General features: G+C 37.8%; 12 protein-coding genes and 1 pseudogene. 4 read left to right on the top strand and 9 right to left on the bottom strand.

Annotated elements, in window-relative coordinates:
• Nucleotides 1-88: 88 nt before the first annotated feature.
• Genes B3I52_RS14140 through B3I52_RS14130 form a run of 3 tightly spaced genes read right to left on the bottom strand, consistent with a single transcriptional unit; the run spans nucleotide 89 to nucleotide 4,260 of the window.
• Nucleotides 89-2,281 carry a PepSY domain-containing protein gene (locus tag B3I52_RS14140; protein WP_293302384.1) on the bottom strand — a complete coding sequence of 731 codons (2,193 nt, stop codon included), beginning with the start codon at nucleotides 2,279-2,281 and terminating at the stop codon, nucleotides 89-91.
• Nucleotides 2,282-2,285: 4 nt separating this feature from the next.
• Entirely contained in the window at nucleotides 2,286-2,759 is a 474-nt protein-coding gene (locus B3I52_RS14135) for a DUF2271 domain-containing protein (RefSeq protein WP_293302382.1), read from the bottom strand.
• Between the two features lie 4 nt (nucleotides 2,760-2,763).
• Nucleotides 2,764-4,260, bottom strand: coding sequence for an ankyrin repeat domain-containing protein (locus B3I52_RS14130; protein ID WP_293302379.1), 1,497 nt, complete (start codon nucleotides 4,258-4,260; stop codon nucleotides 2,764-2,766).
• Between the two features lie 274 nt (nucleotides 4,261-4,534).
• Between B3I52_RS14130 and B3I52_RS14125 the strand changes: the two genes are divergently transcribed.
• A complete protein-coding gene (locus B3I52_RS14125) occupies nucleotides 4,535-4,921 on the top strand; it encodes a response regulator transcription factor (protein WP_293302376.1) in 387 nt (128 codons plus the stop codon).
• On the opposite strand, the gene B3I52_RS14120 is transcribed toward B3I52_RS14125, so the two are convergent.
• Nucleotides 4,922-5,149 carry a DUF1456 family protein gene (locus B3I52_RS14120; protein ID WP_293302374.1) on the bottom strand — a complete coding sequence of 76 codons (228 nt, stop codon included), beginning with the start codon at nucleotides 5,147-5,149 and terminating at the stop codon, nucleotides 4,922-4,924. It lies immediately after the preceding gene.
• 162 nt (nucleotides 5,150-5,311) lie between these two features.
• Nucleotides 5,312-6,619 carry a DEAD/DEAH box helicase gene (locus B3I52_RS14115; protein WP_293302371.1) on the bottom strand — a complete coding sequence of 436 codons (1,308 nt, stop codon included), beginning with the start codon at nucleotides 6,617-6,619 and terminating at the stop codon, nucleotides 5,312-5,314.
• Nucleotides 6,620-6,854: 235 nt separating this feature from the next.
• Here B3I52_RS14115 and B3I52_RS14110 point away from each other — a divergent pair, with 235 nt between their 5' ends.
• On the top strand, nucleotides 6,855-7,328 hold the full coding sequence (locus B3I52_RS14110; RefSeq protein ID WP_293302368.1) for a ribonuclease H-like YkuK family protein: 474 nt from the start codon (nucleotides 6,855-6,857) through the stop codon (nucleotides 7,326-7,328).
• Nucleotides 7,329-7,454: 126 nt separating this feature from the next.
• Here the strand turns inward: B3I52_RS14110 and B3I52_RS14105 are convergent.
• The 4 genes and pseudogenes from B3I52_RS14105 to B3I52_RS14090 all read right to left on the bottom strand — a co-directional run.
• A pseudogene (locus B3I52_RS14105) lies at nucleotides 7,455-7,835 on the bottom strand (outer membrane beta-barrel protein); the annotation flags it as partial.
• Nucleotides 7,836-8,147: 312 nt separating this feature from the next.
• Entirely contained in the window at nucleotides 8,148-9,506 is a 1,359-nt protein-coding gene (locus tag B3I52_RS14100; protein ID WP_293302366.1) for an ammonium transporter, read from the bottom strand.
• Between the two features lie 601 nt (nucleotides 9,507-10,107).
• Complete coding sequence (locus B3I52_RS14095) at nucleotides 10,108-11,058, bottom strand: TIGR01212 family radical SAM protein (RefSeq protein ID WP_293302363.1); 951 nt, start codon at nucleotides 11,056-11,058, stop codon at nucleotides 10,108-10,110.
• A gap of 299 nt (nucleotides 11,059-11,357) precedes the next feature.
• A complete protein-coding gene (locus tag B3I52_RS14090) occupies nucleotides 11,358-12,800 on the bottom strand; it encodes an APC family permease (RefSeq protein WP_293302361.1) in 1,443 nt (480 codons plus the stop codon).
• 241 nt (nucleotides 12,801-13,041) lie between these two features.
• On the opposite strand from B3I52_RS14090, the gene B3I52_RS14085 reads away from it, so the two are divergent.
• Nucleotides 13,042-15,297 (top strand): sodium-translocating pyrophosphatase, encoded by a 2,256-nt coding sequence (locus B3I52_RS14085; protein WP_293302359.1) that lies wholly within the window; start codon nucleotides 13,042-13,044, stop codon nucleotides 15,295-15,297.
• A gap of 119 nt (nucleotides 15,298-15,416) precedes the next feature.
• Complete coding sequence (locus B3I52_RS14080) at nucleotides 15,417-16,877, top strand: amino acid permease (protein WP_293302356.1); 1,461 nt, start codon at nucleotides 15,417-15,419, stop codon at nucleotides 16,875-16,877.
• The last annotated feature ends 32 nt before the right edge of the window (nucleotides 16,878-16,909 follow it).

Here is a 16,909-nt window from a genome sequence, read left to right as displayed (position 1 = left end):
ATATGTAAATCGCATAGTTACGCCATGTGTCCCCCTTTGGAGGGGGTAGGGGGAGGATAACTAATTAAAGCAATAATGCACTACGGGTTTAATAGCAATCGGTTAAGATTTGTCCATTTTTTTGATAAAACGAAAGTGGATGTCCGTTAATTTCAGTACAGATCTGGTGCAATACTTTCTCTACATCTTGCTGCATAAATAAAGATCCACAAATCATGATTATACCACCGTTTTTTAACAATTGGGCCAAATCTGCCGCATCATTTTTAATTAAATCCATTACATAGCAATGATTTTGCGCTCGCGAAAACGCAATTTGATACGACTTTAATTGCTGTTTTTGCACTTGTGCCTCGAGCAACCTTTGGTGTTGCTGTACAAGGGGAGTTTCTTTTCTAAAGCCCATATACAAGCGGCAATCTGCACGTTTCACATTTTGCAAAATCATGCCTAAAAATGGCGCAATACCTGTTCCATTGCCAATTAAAGCAACAGTTTTGTTTTTTGGAAAATGAAACGATGCGTTGGTTACCATTCGAGCTTTAAAAACGTCGCCAACTTTTAGCTGGTTTAAATACGTAGTGCCTAAACCCTGTTGATGAAGCTTAACCACCAATTGTATATTTCCGTTACATTTGGCTACAGAATACAAACGTTCGCGATTGTCATTGGCTGGGTATATGGCCAATAAATCTCCCGATGTAAATTTTGTTCGTGCAGGAACATGTATGGTGAGTAAAAAGGTACGTTCTTCTTCGCTCACCTCTGTTCTATCCAATACCATCATTTGCTGCAAATCCTTAGGCTTTTTAGCATACAACGCAGGTGTTACAGCCAGTTCAATTTCGGCTTTTGTAGCCCAAGCTTTTACCCATTGTACAAATTCAACCGCCGATTTATCATTTACAGTATGTATATCCATAAACTTGCTTGCCCAAGGCTGCGCAGCCAATTCACCATCTACCTGTTTGGCAAACTCGCAAAAATCTGGATAGGCATGCGACCCAAAACCAATCACTGCATAGTTAATTTGATGCTTTTGGGGGATTTTAGCCAACAGTTGTAAAAACTTAATGCCGTTAGAAGGCGGATCGCCCAAACCGTAGGTAGAAGTAAAAACCAGCAAATGTTTGGCATGGGGAAACTCGTTATAATCACTTAACTGTCCTAAATAGGATGTCTTACCTTGCGCATTTAACTGCTCATGAATGGCATTGGCAAAAGCTAGCGTACTGCCATTTTCTGTACCTACCAACAGCACATACTCGGCATCTTTTGCCTGATGCTTGTTTTTAATTTTGGTGCCCCTTCGTTTAAGTGTAATGCTAAAGCCCGAATAAACAAAAAACAGAATATTTAAGCAGGCAACGGCTAAAATAATGGCCCATACGGTATTGCCACGGCCCGTATGTAAATCTAAACTAAGGTTTTCTAACACCAAGGTACTAGGGTACTTTACCTCGCTAAGTACTTGTCCCGTAAACTGGTTTACCAGCAGTTCCCTATCCTTAAGCTTTAAATTAAAAAACTCTTCCGGGTCTTCGGCAAATGGAAATTCAATTTCTTTAACATCTGTTAAAACAATTTGTCTAAACAGCTCAAAATCGGCATATTTTTTTTGTTCGGGCGTTGCTTGGGCAATAATAGCCTGGTGTTTTGCTTTAAACGCTGGAAATAGTTTAAATTTTGCCATCGATAGGTAAACACCGGTAAGGGCAATAATGAGCACCGGGATAAGTATAATTCTGCCTGTAATAACATGGTAGTATTGCGAAAAGTACTCTTTGATCACCTTGGTAAAAAAGCGTTGCATACCTCGTTGGCGTTGTATTACCAAAGCCACACCAGACAATGCAATAAGTACTAAAAGAAAAGAAACAACCCCCACAATTAAACGCCCGGTTTCTTTCATAAACATGGAGCGGTGCATGGCCAAATTCCATTGGTAAAAATCGCTCTTCGCTATAGGCTTACCTAAAACCTTACCCGTTGTTGGGTCTATATAAGCATCAATATCTTTGCCATCGTTATCGTAACCTTTTAAAGTAACAAAACCATTATGATCTACACTTAACTCGGTAATTTCGCTATAGTTGCTTTTAAGTACCGGAATGGTTTGTGCCAGTGTAACCTGCGCTAAATTGGCAACACGATAATTGGGCACTTTCTCTTGCACTGCGTCTATTGCAAGTATGGCACCGGTAACCGATGCCATTACAAGAAAAAGAGATGAAATAATGGCTAATGCCAAATGAGCATATCGCCAAACAGATAAAGTCATGCAGTTATTGTACTTTGCTAAATCTAATGTAATTGATGTAACCTGTACCTTCGGTTTTACCAGTTAAGCCCTCTGCTGTTAAAGGTATTTCAACATCATCTTTAAAATATTTTTTTGCTTCTACCGAACTCTCGAAACGTATTTTATAACCTTTATTAAGCCAAGCGTCTTCAATATCCAGGTTAATCATCGCCCTATCGCCACCACCAACTGATGCGCCAGTTTTAGCATCCACCTTTTTAGTTTTATTAAATTTAAACCACTCTTTAAAACTATTGTACCATTTTTTGTCGTCGCCCATCATGTACAAGGTTTTTTGGTAAGCACCTTTAGGGTTAATTAACGATACAACGATGTATGCCTCTAGTCCATCGTAACTAGACATTTGAACCATACATTTATATTTAGCGGTTTGTGCAAAAGCAACATTTGTTGTTAGCAATAAAGCTAATGCAGCAATTTTAATTAATACTTTCATCAAATTACTTTAAAAAATCTACAGCGATTTTATTGGTAGTTAAAAACTTGTTTTCAGCAGCTAAATCAAAAGCCGTTTCATCGAAATCTGTTTTAATACTTTTATTTGCGCCAATAGTCACAAGGTATTTCAAAATCTCGTCGTTTTTAGCTAGTAAGGCCGCTCTGTGCAATACGGTTAAACCTTCTTTGTTTTTAGCATTTACATCTACCTTTAAAGCGGCTATTTTTTGCAATAATCTTAAATCAGACTTTGCTATTGCCACATGAAATAACGAGCTACCGTCTTTTTGCAAGGTGTTTACACTTAATCCCTTTGCAGTTAAAATAGCTAATTTCTCTGCAAACTCGTCTTTTGCCGGAGTGGCAGCACCCATTGCACTGCTCCTGTAATGTTGCACTAAGTAATACAAAAGGTTATTTCCATCAGTATCTAACACTTTAACATCAGCGCCTTTAGCCAATAACAAAGTAACCATTTCTGGCGAACCATTGCTTACCGCTAAGGTTAAAGCAGATTCTCCTTTTGCATTAACAGCGTTGATATTACTTACCAGAGGCAACAAAAGTTCAACCAGTACCGTATTTTTGCCAGCTGCCGCATTTAAGAAAGGGGTATTTCCTTCTTCGTTGGCTTGGTTAATAGTTACACCTTTGGCTAAGAAATAATTAATAATCTCTTCTTGGTTAGGCTTACGAACAATAGCGTGCAGCACATTGTTGCCCTCTTTGTTCGTAAATTTAGCATCCAACTTTAAGTCATCAACCAAATACTGGTAAACAGCCAAAGAACTAGCAGTGTTACGACCACCTAATGATGCGTTAATTAAGGCATTTGCAGTGGCTTTTACACCTTTAGCGGCCAATGTTTTAAGAAAGTCGGTATTGCCTGTTCTTGCTGCATAATCAAATGCGGTTGCGCCATCTGCATCAACGTCGTTTAACGACATTCCTTTGCTGGCAAAATACGCCGCTAGCTTCAAATCTTTATCGGCAGCAATACTACTTAGCAACAAATTAGCCCCATTGTTATATTTTTTCTTCGGATCTATCCCTAGCTTAAAAAACACTTCGTAAACGGCAGTATTTTGCTGGCCTGTAGCTGCTGCATAAGCAACCGGCGGCGTACCATAACTATCACCTTTATTAATATCAGCCCCATTTGTAATAAGGTAGTTAATTAAATCTAAATTTCCTTTTGCTACAGCCCAATGCAAATAAGTGCGGCTGTGGTGCGTTCCTTTGGTAACGGCATTTCCTTTTTGCGCTACCATATATTTAATGGTTGCTAAAGGCGCTTCGGCATTAATGGCTAAAGAGGTAGGGTCCATTTGGCGCATATCTAACTGCGAAGGATCGTTTCCTTTTGCTATTTCTGCTTTAACGGCTTCTATATCTGGTTTTTGTTTCCAAAAATCGGTTTGCAATAAGGTGTTTTTTTGTTGTGCATTTGCCAGGTTTAAAGAAAAAACAAAAGCGGCAGCAAATAGTACTTTTTTCATTTCTATAAAGATTGAGTTTTTGATGATGCCACAAAAGTACTTATTTAGACTAAATCTACATAATAATTTTTTAATTATTAAAACCTCCCATTTTTCGCCCTTATAATAAACCGCAAGTCGTCTATCCGCTTTTAGCGTGATTGCCAAACACGGCCGCTAAAACAAGGACTACCTTTTTAAACAGTTTGTATATGATTTATTAAAAAAATTAACTGAAACCCTATTGCTAAATCATTGTTATGTAAATGGTATTAACAATATTATATTTGCGCTTATGAAAAAAATTATAGTTGTAGATGACGATGAAGAGGTTTTAGAAACCATTGAGTTAGTACTTGAAATTGGCGGTTACGAAGTAGAACCTGTTAATAATGCACAGCATATACACGAAACAGTAAATCGCTTTAATCCGGATTTAATTATTTTGGATATTGTATTGGGAAAAATTGATGGCCGCACCATTTGCAGCGAAATGAAAACTAATGTAAAAACCAAACACATTCCTATTTTAATGATGTCGGGGCTTTACAAGGCTAATGAAATTAACCTACTAGAAACACCTCCAGACGATTTTATGCCTAAGCCATTTAAAGTGGACGTATTGCTAGAAAAAATTGAAAAGCTAATAAACCAAAAAGTTATTAGGCATAACATTAACTAATTATTTTTCTTCTCTAGGCCCGCGTTTATAAATTACCAAACCATTTAAAAAGTTTCTTAGAATTTGATCGCCACATTTTTTAAAGTTGGGATGGTCTTCTTTTCTAAAGATATCGCCTAACTCACTTTTGGTTACCGTAAAGTTTACCAACTTGCAGATTTCTATAATTTGTTCAGTATTTAAAGATAAAGCTACCCTTAACTTCTTTATTATTTCGTTGTTGCTCATATTTTATTGGTTCATTCGTTAAACTGATTAATTAATTCATTATCTATCCTTAATAATTTAGAATTTGATAATTGGAACTTGATTATTGGAATTTGATTATTGATCATTGGAATTTGATAATTGGAATTTGATTATTGGCATTTAATCATTGATCATTTCCCCCTACATCGCTATTTCTACCTTAATTTTACGCCCTTTTATTTTCTGCCCCGATAATTTTTTAATTAATTGTGGCGCTAATTTACGTTTTACTGCCGCATAAGCACTTAAATCTTTAACTTCTATTAAGCCTAAATCTTCTTTAGCAAGCCCCCCTACTTTTAGTAAAAACCCTACCACATCTATTTTATTAACTTTATCTTTCTTACCTGCAGCTATGTAAATAGTCTGCCATTCGCTATCTGCCGGTACTTTATAGCTGTCGTTTAACTTTTCTACTTCAACATCATCATCTAGGTAAGGAAAAGCTTCTCCTTCTGCAAAAATTAGATAAGCGGTGCCTTTGGCCGTCATTCTTGCCGTGCGCCCATTGCGGTGTACAAAGGCATCTTTAGTGTAAGGCAATTGATAATGGATAATAAATTCTACCTCTGGTATATCTAAACCCCTTGCCGCTAAATCTGTAGTAATTAGTATTTTAACGCTGTTGTTCCTAAATTTAAGTAAAGCCCGCTCTCTTTCTTCCTGCTCCATTCCACCGTGAAAAACATCGTGTACCAAATCTTGGTCTATCAATAAATCACTAATTCGATCTACCGTTTCTCTATGGTTACAGAAAATCAGCATCGAATGGTCGCCTATTTTACAAATAAGCTTAAATAATGTTTCTAATTTATCTGCTGCCAGGGTATCTATTCGTTTTAGCTTTAAGTCTGGTGCAATTTCTTGTCGATTTAAAAAATTAACCGTCTGATGTTCTTTAATGCCCGTAAATTCGGGCAGTTGGGGCATTGCCGTGGCAGAAGTTAAAATACGTTGTTTTAAGGAATACAAACTTTTAATGATGAATGACATATCTGTTGTAAAGCCAAACTCCAATGATTTATCAAACTCATCGAGTATGAGCGTGGTAATGGTGCGCTCATCAAAATTTTGCGCCCGTAAGTGAAAAGCAATTCGTCCAGGAGTACCTATTAATACCGCTGGTGCTTCTGTTAAATTATTTCGTTCTATTTTAACCGAATGCCCGCCATAGCAGCAGGTTACTTTATAACCTGTAAGCATTTGTTTAAAAACCTGTTCAATTTGCAAGCCCAGCTCTCTCGATGGCACTAAAATTAAACACTGCACTCCTTTCTTTGCCTTACTTAAATTACGAAGTACCGGAATAAGAAAAGCCAATGTTTTACCAGACCCCGTAGGCGCCAACACTACCAAATCACTACTGGCTTTAGCCTTATCGGTTACCTCTTCTTGTAAAGGGTTAAGCTGTTTGATATTGAGATTGGAGAGTAGTTTTTGCAATTCCATGCTGCAAACTTAACAGTTTTCAGTTGGCATTTTACAATAAGTAATTAACCAAATAGTCTATTAAACGATTTACCTACAAATCTGCCATTCGTTAACCACAAGCCCAAAACAAGCATAACCTGTTGACAAACAACACAATGTTAACAAATAAACAATGTTGCTTTAAAAAAAGCTTAACAATAAAGCCGTAATTTTAGGAAACCTGATTTAAGGTTTGCTTTACAAGATATAACTTATGACCTGGAAGAAATTTAGTGGCGAAGTTATCCATTCGTCAATTTTAGAAGAAGTAGAAAAAGCAATTGTCCGCGAAACTGAAAACGGTTACAAACTTAAGGTTTGCATTGGCACCGACTCTCAGGTAAAAAGCCAACACACAGATTTTGCTACCGTAATTGTGTTATTACGAGAGCATCATGGTGGTTTTATGTACATTACACAAGAAAAATCTACGCAACAAATGGGCATTAAAGAGCGAATGTTGTTAGAGGTTCAAAAATCTATCGAAACAGCTTATTCTATTTGCGATTTGCTAGATATTTATAATGTTGACTTAGAGGTACATGCAGACATCAACACCAATTCATCATTCAAATCGAACAAGGCATTAAACGAAGCAATGGGCTATATACTAAGCATGGGGTTTATCTTTAAAGCCAAACCAGAGGCTTTTGCCAGCTCTACCTGTGCCGATAAGATGGTTCATTAGAAACGTGTTTTTAAGATTAACTCCCTACTTAAACACCCTCATTGCTTTGCCTAGCCACTTCCACGTCTTAGAAATCACCTTCTCTTTAGAAGATGAAATAGGCAATATTGCTTTATTTGCTAAAAAGTTATAATTGAAATTAGCAGCAGGCGAAATTACTTCGTAACCTATAAACGTACCCATAAAACCGGCTGCCATGGTAAATTTATCGCTAAAGGCATAATTGATATATAAATTTTGAATATGAAAAGAATTGCCATCGCCAGCGGTAAGCAACGACTGTTCCTGTCCACGAGAACCGAAAGAAAGCTCGCCTACAAACGAAGCCTTACCCGTAGTTTTCTTCAATACCAAATCAATCATACCCAAAGAGACTGAATTTTGATCATTAGCAAAAAATGTCTTAATATTTGCCGGTTTATTTAAGTCGTATTTATAATAGGTATCTACCGAGCCTGAAATTTCAAGCAGAACGGCTTGTTCTTGTGCAACAGCAATGGTAACAATGCTTAATCATAAAAGAGAGAGTGTCGCTATTTTTTTTTCAACTTGTTTATTTTTTAGATTTAATAAGTACTATTTCTATTCGCTAAAAGATAGCTATATAGCATAGTGAAAAATTTAATCAAAGCCAGCTCACCCAACCCAAACCAGGGTTGTATTCTTTAAAATTATTCTAACCTCTAGTGCCGCTATCTAACCGCAACTAGCTCCTTAAGGCCCTCACCTATTTACTTAATAGATGGAGAAAAAAGAATTAATCAACAACAATTTTCTATCATGATTTTAACTTAGCCTAAGCAGTGTAGAATTTGTGGATTAGTTATTAAGGATTTCATTTCCGGCCACAATTAAAGTACCTTGAGAGTATTTTTCGTTGTGTTGCGTAGCATCTAAACCTTCTTCTTCCTCATCGGCAGTTACACGAATTGGCAATACCAGGTTAACTACTTTGAAAATAACGAAAGAAACCGCAAAGCTGAAAACAATTACCAATAACATTCCTTTTAATTGAGTTAAGAAAAACTCTGGATTGCCGTACAATAAACCATCAGCACCAGCAGCGTTTACAGTTTTGGTTGCAAATACGCCAGTTAAAAGCATACCTACCATACCACCTACACCATGGCAAGGAAACACATCTAAAGTATCGTCTAAACTTGTTTTTTGTTTCCAAGATACCACTAGGTTAGAAACAATGGCCGCAAAAACACCTATAAAAATACTAGAAGGAATGCTTACAAAACCTGCACCGGGCGTAATTGCAACCAAACCCACTACCGCACCAATACAGAAACCAAGCACCGATGGCTTTTTACCCCGGGCAGCATCAAAAAACATCCAAGATAAACCTGCAGAACCTGCGGCAATATTAGTGGTTACGAACGCTGAAACAGCTAAAGCATTTGCTCCTAAAGCAGAGCCGGCGTTAAAGCCAAACCAACCGAACCAAAGCAAACCCGTACCAATTAATACATAAGGAATATTTGCCGGCGGAACTTCTTTGTGCTCTAAATGCGATCTTCTACGTTTTAACACTAAGGCACCAGCCAGCGCAGCCATACCCGCAGAAATGTGTACCACCGTACCACCTGCAAAATCTAGCACACCCATTTTAAACAACACACCATTTGCATGCCATGTCCAATGTGCCAATGGCGAATAAACGAAGATAGCGAACAGCACAATAAACAAGATGTAAGCAGTAAAACGAATGCGCTCTGCAACAGCACCTACTACCAGCCCGGGAGTAATAATGGCAAACATTAATTGAAATACCGCAAATAAAGAAAGTGGAATAGTACCCCAAGCTGGGCCAGAATTAACGCCCTGAAAAAAGAAGAACGTTTTTGGACTACCAATAAAGCCCCCAATACTATCGCCGAAAGCTAAACTGAAACCTACAATTACCCAAAGTACAGAAATTACGCCCGCAGCAACAACACTTTTAATCATGGTTGACAATACGTTCTTACGATGCACCATACCACCGTAGAAAAATGCCAAACCGGGTGTCATTAAAAACACCAAAGCTGCACAAACCAAAACAAAGGCAACATCTGGAGCGCTATAAGTACCATCGTCAAAATTAGGTAACAAAGGAATAAATAATGCGGATATGGCTGCAACCAGCAAAATTGCAAAGGGAGCCCACTGTTTAAATAGAATTTTACTCATACTTTAAGCTTTATTGTTTTATTTTAACACTAAATTAACAATAAATATAAATATTTAATAAAAAACACAATAAAATTCTACTTATTTTTCTATTTTATAACAAAAACACAAAATAAAAACTAAGAAAAATCAATTTTTTTAATAAAAAACAAATAACATAATAAAACAAAACAATAAATTAACTTAAAAAATCATTCAGTAATTTTAAAATACAAAATATAATACATTAGAAATAATTAAATAAAATTATTTTAATAAAAAATAACAAATAAACACACTATTAAACTAGTTTTTGAAGCTATCTAACTTAAAATAAAAACAATCACAATAAAAAAACGCTCTACACGTCTTATTTTCAAATTTAAAACACCTAAAACATGAAGTAATTATATTTTTTCAGCAAAACATAAACAAAGCGACTAGTTTTTAACCTAGAAGGAAGATTTAACAAGCAAACCATAAAAAACAAACTTCATTGAGCTCTTCATTTCTTTGTAATAAAAGATAAAATCTCAAACACTCCCAGTTTTAAACCATGGTTTATAAAAAACAAAAAAGCAGGCCACCGAAGCAACCTGCTTTTTAAAATAAGCGTAAAAAGTTAGTCTTTTTGATAAGCAGCGCCCTGAACAACTCCACGACGCTCAATTTCTTTGTCGATATAACTTTGGATAGCAGATTTTTTCATTCCCCAATTTGGGGCAATCAACAAATCCCAATCTGAAATCCCAAAAAGCCGCTGAATAACAATATCGGGGCGCAACAAAGGGATCAATTCGCACAGCAAATCGGTATATTCCTCTAAACTGAACAATTTAAAAGGCTCCCTTTTATATTTTACGCCCATTATAGAGCCTTCTACAATGTGCAAGTGATGAAATTTCACAAACTTAATTTGCGGAAAACGATTAATCTCATAAATGTATCCCCGCATCATTTCTCGGGTTTCCCACGGAAAACCAAAAATAGTATGCACACAAAGATTAAGCTTAGTATTTTCGAGCAGCTTTACCGCAGCTACAAATTCGCCATGGCTACAACCCCTATTAATTTGATCTAACGTTTCGTCATAAATAGACTCCATTCCCATTTCCAGATCAACATCATACCTGTCGGTATAGCTTTCTAATAAAGCCACCTTTTCGGCATCTATACAATCTGGGCGGGTACCTACCGCAAAACCAACCACATCTTCATTATTCACAGACAACGCATCGTCGTACATCATCTTTAAATAATGTGTTGGCGCATAAGTATTGGTATTGGGCTGAAAATAAACAATAAATTTTTCGGCTCGATAAGAGTTACGAGCTCTTTGCATACCTTCTACCAACTGTTCTTTAATAGTGGGCAGTTTTCTGGAAAGCTCTGGCGTAAACGAATCTACGTTACAATAAGTACAGCCGCCATAGCCCTTGCTTCCATCTCTATTAGGGCAGGTAAAGCCGCCATCAACAATTACCTTAAACACCCGCTTACCATCATAATGCTCACGCAAATAAGTTCCGTAATTGTTATAACCTTTTAAGCCCCAATCTAACGCTGTTCCCATTGGCTGCAAAAATACACAAATTGATTTACCAATTACCACTTTAGCGATACGATTTTGAAAAGCAACACTTATACTACTATTGTAGGTAGTCCCGCTATGCGTTTTACTTCACTCGGCTAGCACCTTCGTTACGTGCCCACTCCTATCGGGTTTATAGCATAAAAGCCTATACAAATAACTTTGCCCACTTCTACTGCTCCAAAGCTGCAACCTTCAATAAAACACAAAACCAAACAAAAAACGGGGCTACCATAACCGATGCCCCGCTGTAATTGCTTTTCAAAAAAATATCCAACCAACTAACTCTTCTGTTCCTTTTTATTAATCAAGAAATAAATAGGAACGCCAAGCAATACAATAATAAGCCCCGGCCAAGTATATTGTTGCTTATAAAACAACAACAAAGCACAAAAAGCCGTACCTATTAATAAATAAACAATTGGTGTAATTGGATATAACCAAGTTTTATATGGCCTTTCTAAATTTGGCTTTTTTATCCTTAAATAAATTACGCCAAACACGCTAATCATATAAAACAATACTATTACGAAAGAAATCATATCTAAAAGATTGCCGTATTGCCCACTTAAACATAGTGCGGCAGCCCAAATTCCTTGCATCCATAACGATTTTGCTGGCACACCATTTTTATTGTTTTCGGTAGCGGCTTTAAAAAACATACCATCTTTTGCCATAGTCTGAAAAACTCTTGAGCCCGCCAGCACTATACCGTTAACACAACCAAAAGTAGAAATCATTACCAGCACAGCTATAATAATGGTACCTATACCACTACCAAATATCTGCTCCGAAACTACAACGGCAATCCTATCGTTTGGCGCAAAAGCAATCGCATCTCTATTCAGTGCAACTAAATAAACAACATTTACCAACAAGTACAGCACCATTACCATACTGGTGCCCAATACCATAGCACGTACCACATTCCTTTTAGGGTTTTCAATTTCTCCAGAAACAAAGGTTACGTTTTCCCAAGCCACGCTAGAAAACACAGAACCTACCATAGCAGCAGCAATTCCGCCCGCTATCGTCATTCCCGAAATAGATTCCCATCCAGATTTTAGGAAGTTTCCGCTTGCATCTGTTTTAAGATTAGCAAAAGCATTCCATCCAAAGCTCATGTTCTCTGTCCAGAAATTATTTTTCACCAAAAGGAAGCCCAACGTAATTAAGCCAATTAAAGCTACAATCTTAGCTCCAGTAAAGATGTTCTGCAACCACTTACCGCCCTCCACACCTTTCGTATTCACATAAGTTAAAAGCAAAATAACACCAATAGCCAAAATCTGTATCCAGGTAATTTTATATCCCCCACTTTGAAATATAGGAGCCGCATCGTTTAACGCCGGTATTAAATAAGCCGTAAATTTACCAAAGGCAACTGCAACTGCAGCAATGGTACCCGTTTGAATTACAGCAAATAACCCCCAACCATAAAGAAAACCCATCATCTTGCCAAAAATTTCTTTGAGGTAAGTGTACTGCCCACCAGCTTTGGGGAACATAGAAGAAAGTTCGCCGTATGAAATAGCCGCGGCAACGGTCATTACGCCTGTAATTAGCCAAACAACGATTAACAAATAGCCAGAGCCGAGATTTCTCATGATATCGGCACTTACTATAAATATACCACTACCAATCATCGAGCCCATTACGAGCATTGTTCCATCAAAAAGGCCTAGTTTCCGTTTCGGAACTCCTTCTAGCTGTTTTTTTTCCATTTGTTTAGTTTAGATTTGGTTTAGGGGCACTAAGATAAAAAAAGAGATGAATAAATGAGTTTTGTGGCCATAGATGTGTAAATATTGTTTTGATTAAAATCATATAAGAAAATAGGATAACAGCCATCTATATATCGATGGCTATTTTTCAACACCCCTAAAAATATATTGACAATCAAATATCTTTTTTACTACCTTGTATTTTGATTATCAACTAAACCACTAAATATAAATTTGAACTATGGAGTTTTTACAAAACAATTTAATCTATTCAATCCCTTTACTTGGCTTGGTAGGCATTTTGGTTATGGCGGTTAAAAGCGCCTGGGTAAACAAGCAAGATGCTGGCGATGCCAATATGCAAGAACTTGCCGGCCATATTGCCGATGGTGCTATGGCCTTTTTAAAAGCCGAATGGAAGGTTTTAAGCATTTTTGCCGTTTTCGCTGCTGCTTTATTAGCTTATTCGGGTACCATTACCGAAATCAATGGCAAACCAATTCACTCTAGCTGGATTATTTCTATTGCTTTCATTATTGGCGCTGTATTTTCGGCAACCGCAGGATATATAGGAATGAAAGTAGCTACAAAAGCTAACGTTCGCACCACACAAGCGGCTAGAACCAGTTTAAAACAAGCACTTAAAGTAAGTTTTACCGGGGGCACCGTAATGGGCCTAGGTGTTGCCGGCTTAGCGGTTTTAGGATTAGGTGGTTTATTCATTGTATTTTTAAAATATTTCAATGTAATTAGCGCTAACAGCAGCGAAATGAAAACTGCTATTGAGGTGCTAACCGGTTTCTCTTTAGGTGCCGAATCTATTGCATTATTTGCCCGTGTAGGTGGCGGTATTTACACCAAAGCAGCCGATGTTGGAGCAGATTTAGTGGGCAAAGTAGAAGCAGGTATTCCGGAAGATGATGTGCGCAACCCAGCAACTATTGCCGATAACGTAGGCGATAACGTAGGTGATGTAGCTGGTATGGGAGCCGATTTATTTGGCTCTTACGTAGCAACCATTTTGGCCACCATGGTTTTGGGGCAAGAAATCTCAGTTACCGACAATTTCGGAGGCATGTCTCCCATCCTGTTACCAATGGTAATTTGTGGTTTAGGCATTATCTTCTCTATTATAGGAACGTGGTTTGTAACCATTAAGGACGAAAAATCTAACGTTCAAAACGCGTTAAACTTAGGCAACTGGTCGTCTATTATAATTACAGGTGTAGTTTCTTTCTTTTTGGTAAAATGGATGTTGCCAGAAACCTTAAACCTACGTGGTTACGAATTTTCGAACACTAATGTATTTTATGCCATTATAGTAGGTTTAGTAGTGGGTACTATTATGAGTATCGTTACAGAATATTATACTGCTATGGGCAAAGGCCCCGTAAATTCAATTATCCAACAATCTTCAACCGGTCATGCCACCAACATTATTGCAGGCCTTTCTGTAGGGATGAAATCTACCGTTATTCCTATTTTAGTATTGGCAGGTGGTATTATGGCTTCTTATTACTTTGCCGGATTATATGGTGTGGCTATTGCCGCAGCAGGTATGATGGCCACTACAGCGATGCAATTGGCCATTGATGCTTTTGGCCCAATTGCAGATAATGCAGGCGGTATTGCCGAAATGAGCCAATTACCTCCCGAAGTGCGTGAGCGTACTGATAATTTAGATGCCGTAGGTAATACTACTGCAGCAACTGGAAAAGGCTTTGCCATTGCATCGGCAGCTTTAACTTCATTGGCTTTGTTTGCAGCTTTTGTGGGTATTGCAGGTATTTCAGCTATTGATATTTACAAGGCAGACGTGTTAGCAGGCTTATTTGTTGGCGGTATGATTCCTTTTATATTTTCTGCTTTATGTATACAGGCAGTGGGTAAAGCCGCCATGGACATGGTACAAGAAGTTCGCCGTCAGTTTAGAGAAATACCGGGAATTATGGAGTACAAAGCCAAACCCGAGTACGAAAAATGTGTAGCCATATCTACACAAGCTTCTATTAGAGAAATGTTGATGCCTGGTGCCATTGCCTTAATTACACCTGTAATTGTAGGTTTCTGGCTTGGGCCAGAAGTATTGGGTGGTTTATTAGCAGGCGTTACCGTTTCTGGAGTTTTAATGGGTATTTTCCAGTCAAACGCTGGCGGTGCTTGGGATAACGCCAAGAAATCATTCGAAAAAGGAGTAGAAATTAATGGGGAAATGCACTACAAAAAATCAGAGCCACATAAAGCCTCTGTAACTGGAGATACCGTAGGCGATCCATTTAAAGATACTTCTGGCCCTTCAATGAACATCCTAATTAAACTAATGTCTATCGTTTCCCTAGTAATAGCGCCTTATATTGCCATCAGCGCAACAGATGCTCATAACGGTCATCACATGGAAGTTAAAAAAGAAATCAGCATACAAAAAACCGTAGACTCTTTAGGCAACGAAGTGATAGACACCTTAACAAATCAAACAGATACCATCCACCAACATTAAAATGTTAGCATAAAAAGGGATTTTTCAAAAAAATCCCTTTTTAATTTTCAGATATTTTTTTTTAGGTTTGGTCCGTTATTACAAAATCGACAAACTAAAATCAACTAATTACTTAATTTATGAATTTAAAAAAGCCTATTGATGTACTTGTTGCCGAATCGGCAGAAAGTGGCGAAGGCACCCTCAAACGCACCTTAAGCAGCACCAGCTTGGTGGCATTAGGTATTGGAGCAATTATTGGCGCTGGTTTATTCTCCCTAACGGGCATTGCTGCTGCAGAAAATGCCGGGCCTGCTGTAACTTTATCTTTTGTACTTGCTGCCGTAGCTTGTGCGTTTGCCGGTTTATGTTATGCCGAGTTTGCCTCAATGATTCCGGTAGCTGGTAGTGCTTACACCTACTCATACGCTACCATGGGCGAGTTTATGGCTTGGATTATTGGCTGGGACTTAGTACTAGAATATGCCCTTGGCGCCGCAACAGTAGCCGTTTCTTGGTCTAGGTATCTTTTAGAGTTCTTACACAAATACAATATCGAAATCCCTCACCAATTGGTAGTTTCTCCTTTCGAAACCTTAAAATTGGGCGATGGAACAGTGATAGAACAAGGACAAGGCTTGGTAAACCTACCCGCAATATTCATTGTTTTTCTACTTTCTTTAATATTAATTAGGGGAACCAAAGAATCGGCGACGATGAACAACATTTTGGTAATTGTTAAAGTTGCCGTAGTATTAATCTTTATCGCCTTAGGTTGGTCGCACATTAACCCTGCTAACCACGAACCATATATCCCTGCCGCAACCGACAATTTCAGACACTTTGGATGGGGCGGTATTGCTGCCGGTGCAGCCGTAGTATTCTTTGCCTTCATTGGTTTTGATGCCGTATCTACCGCAGCGCAAGAAGCTAAAAACCCTAAAAAAGGCATGCCAATTGGTATTTTGGGCTCATTAATTATCTGTACGCTACTATACGTTTTATTCGCACACGTAATGACTGGCTTAGTTAATTATAAAGAATTTGCTGGCGATGCAAAACCTGCTGCAACTGCTTTCGCGGTTACGGGCTACTCTTTCTTGCAAGATGGCTTAATCATTGCAATTTTAGCAGGTTACACCTCGGTAATGTTGGTAATGCTAATGGGACAATCGAGGGTATTTTACACCATGTCTAAAGACGGTTTATTACCTAAATTCTTCAGTAATATCCACCCTAAATTTAGAACTCCTTGGAAAACCAACGTTTTCTTTATGTTCTTTGTAAGTATTTTTGCTGGCTTTGTTCCAGTATCTGATTTAGGCCACATGGTATCTATTGGTACCTTATTCGCTTTCTCATTGGTATGTATTGGTGTAATGGTATTACGTAAAACAGATCCAGATAGAGAGCGTCCGTTTAGAACGCCTTTTGTGCCAGTAGTGCCAATTTTAGGTATCCTTACCTGTGTTGGTTTAATGGCTACCTTGCCTTTAGTAAGCTGGGAACGTTTAGCTATTTGGATGGCACTAGGTATAGCCATATATTACTTCTACGGACGAAAAAATTCGGTACTAAGAAAAAAAATGGAACAGCAATAAATGCTATAAAAAAAATGGGGCTGTCTCAAAAG

The sequence above is a fragment of the Pedobacter sp. UBA4863 genome, from assembly GCF_002399615.1.
Taxonomy (GTDB): Bacteria; Bacteroidota; Bacteroidia; order Sphingobacteriales; family Sphingobacteriaceae; genus Pedobacter.
This window is presented reverse-complemented; position numbering and strand designations above follow the sequence as displayed.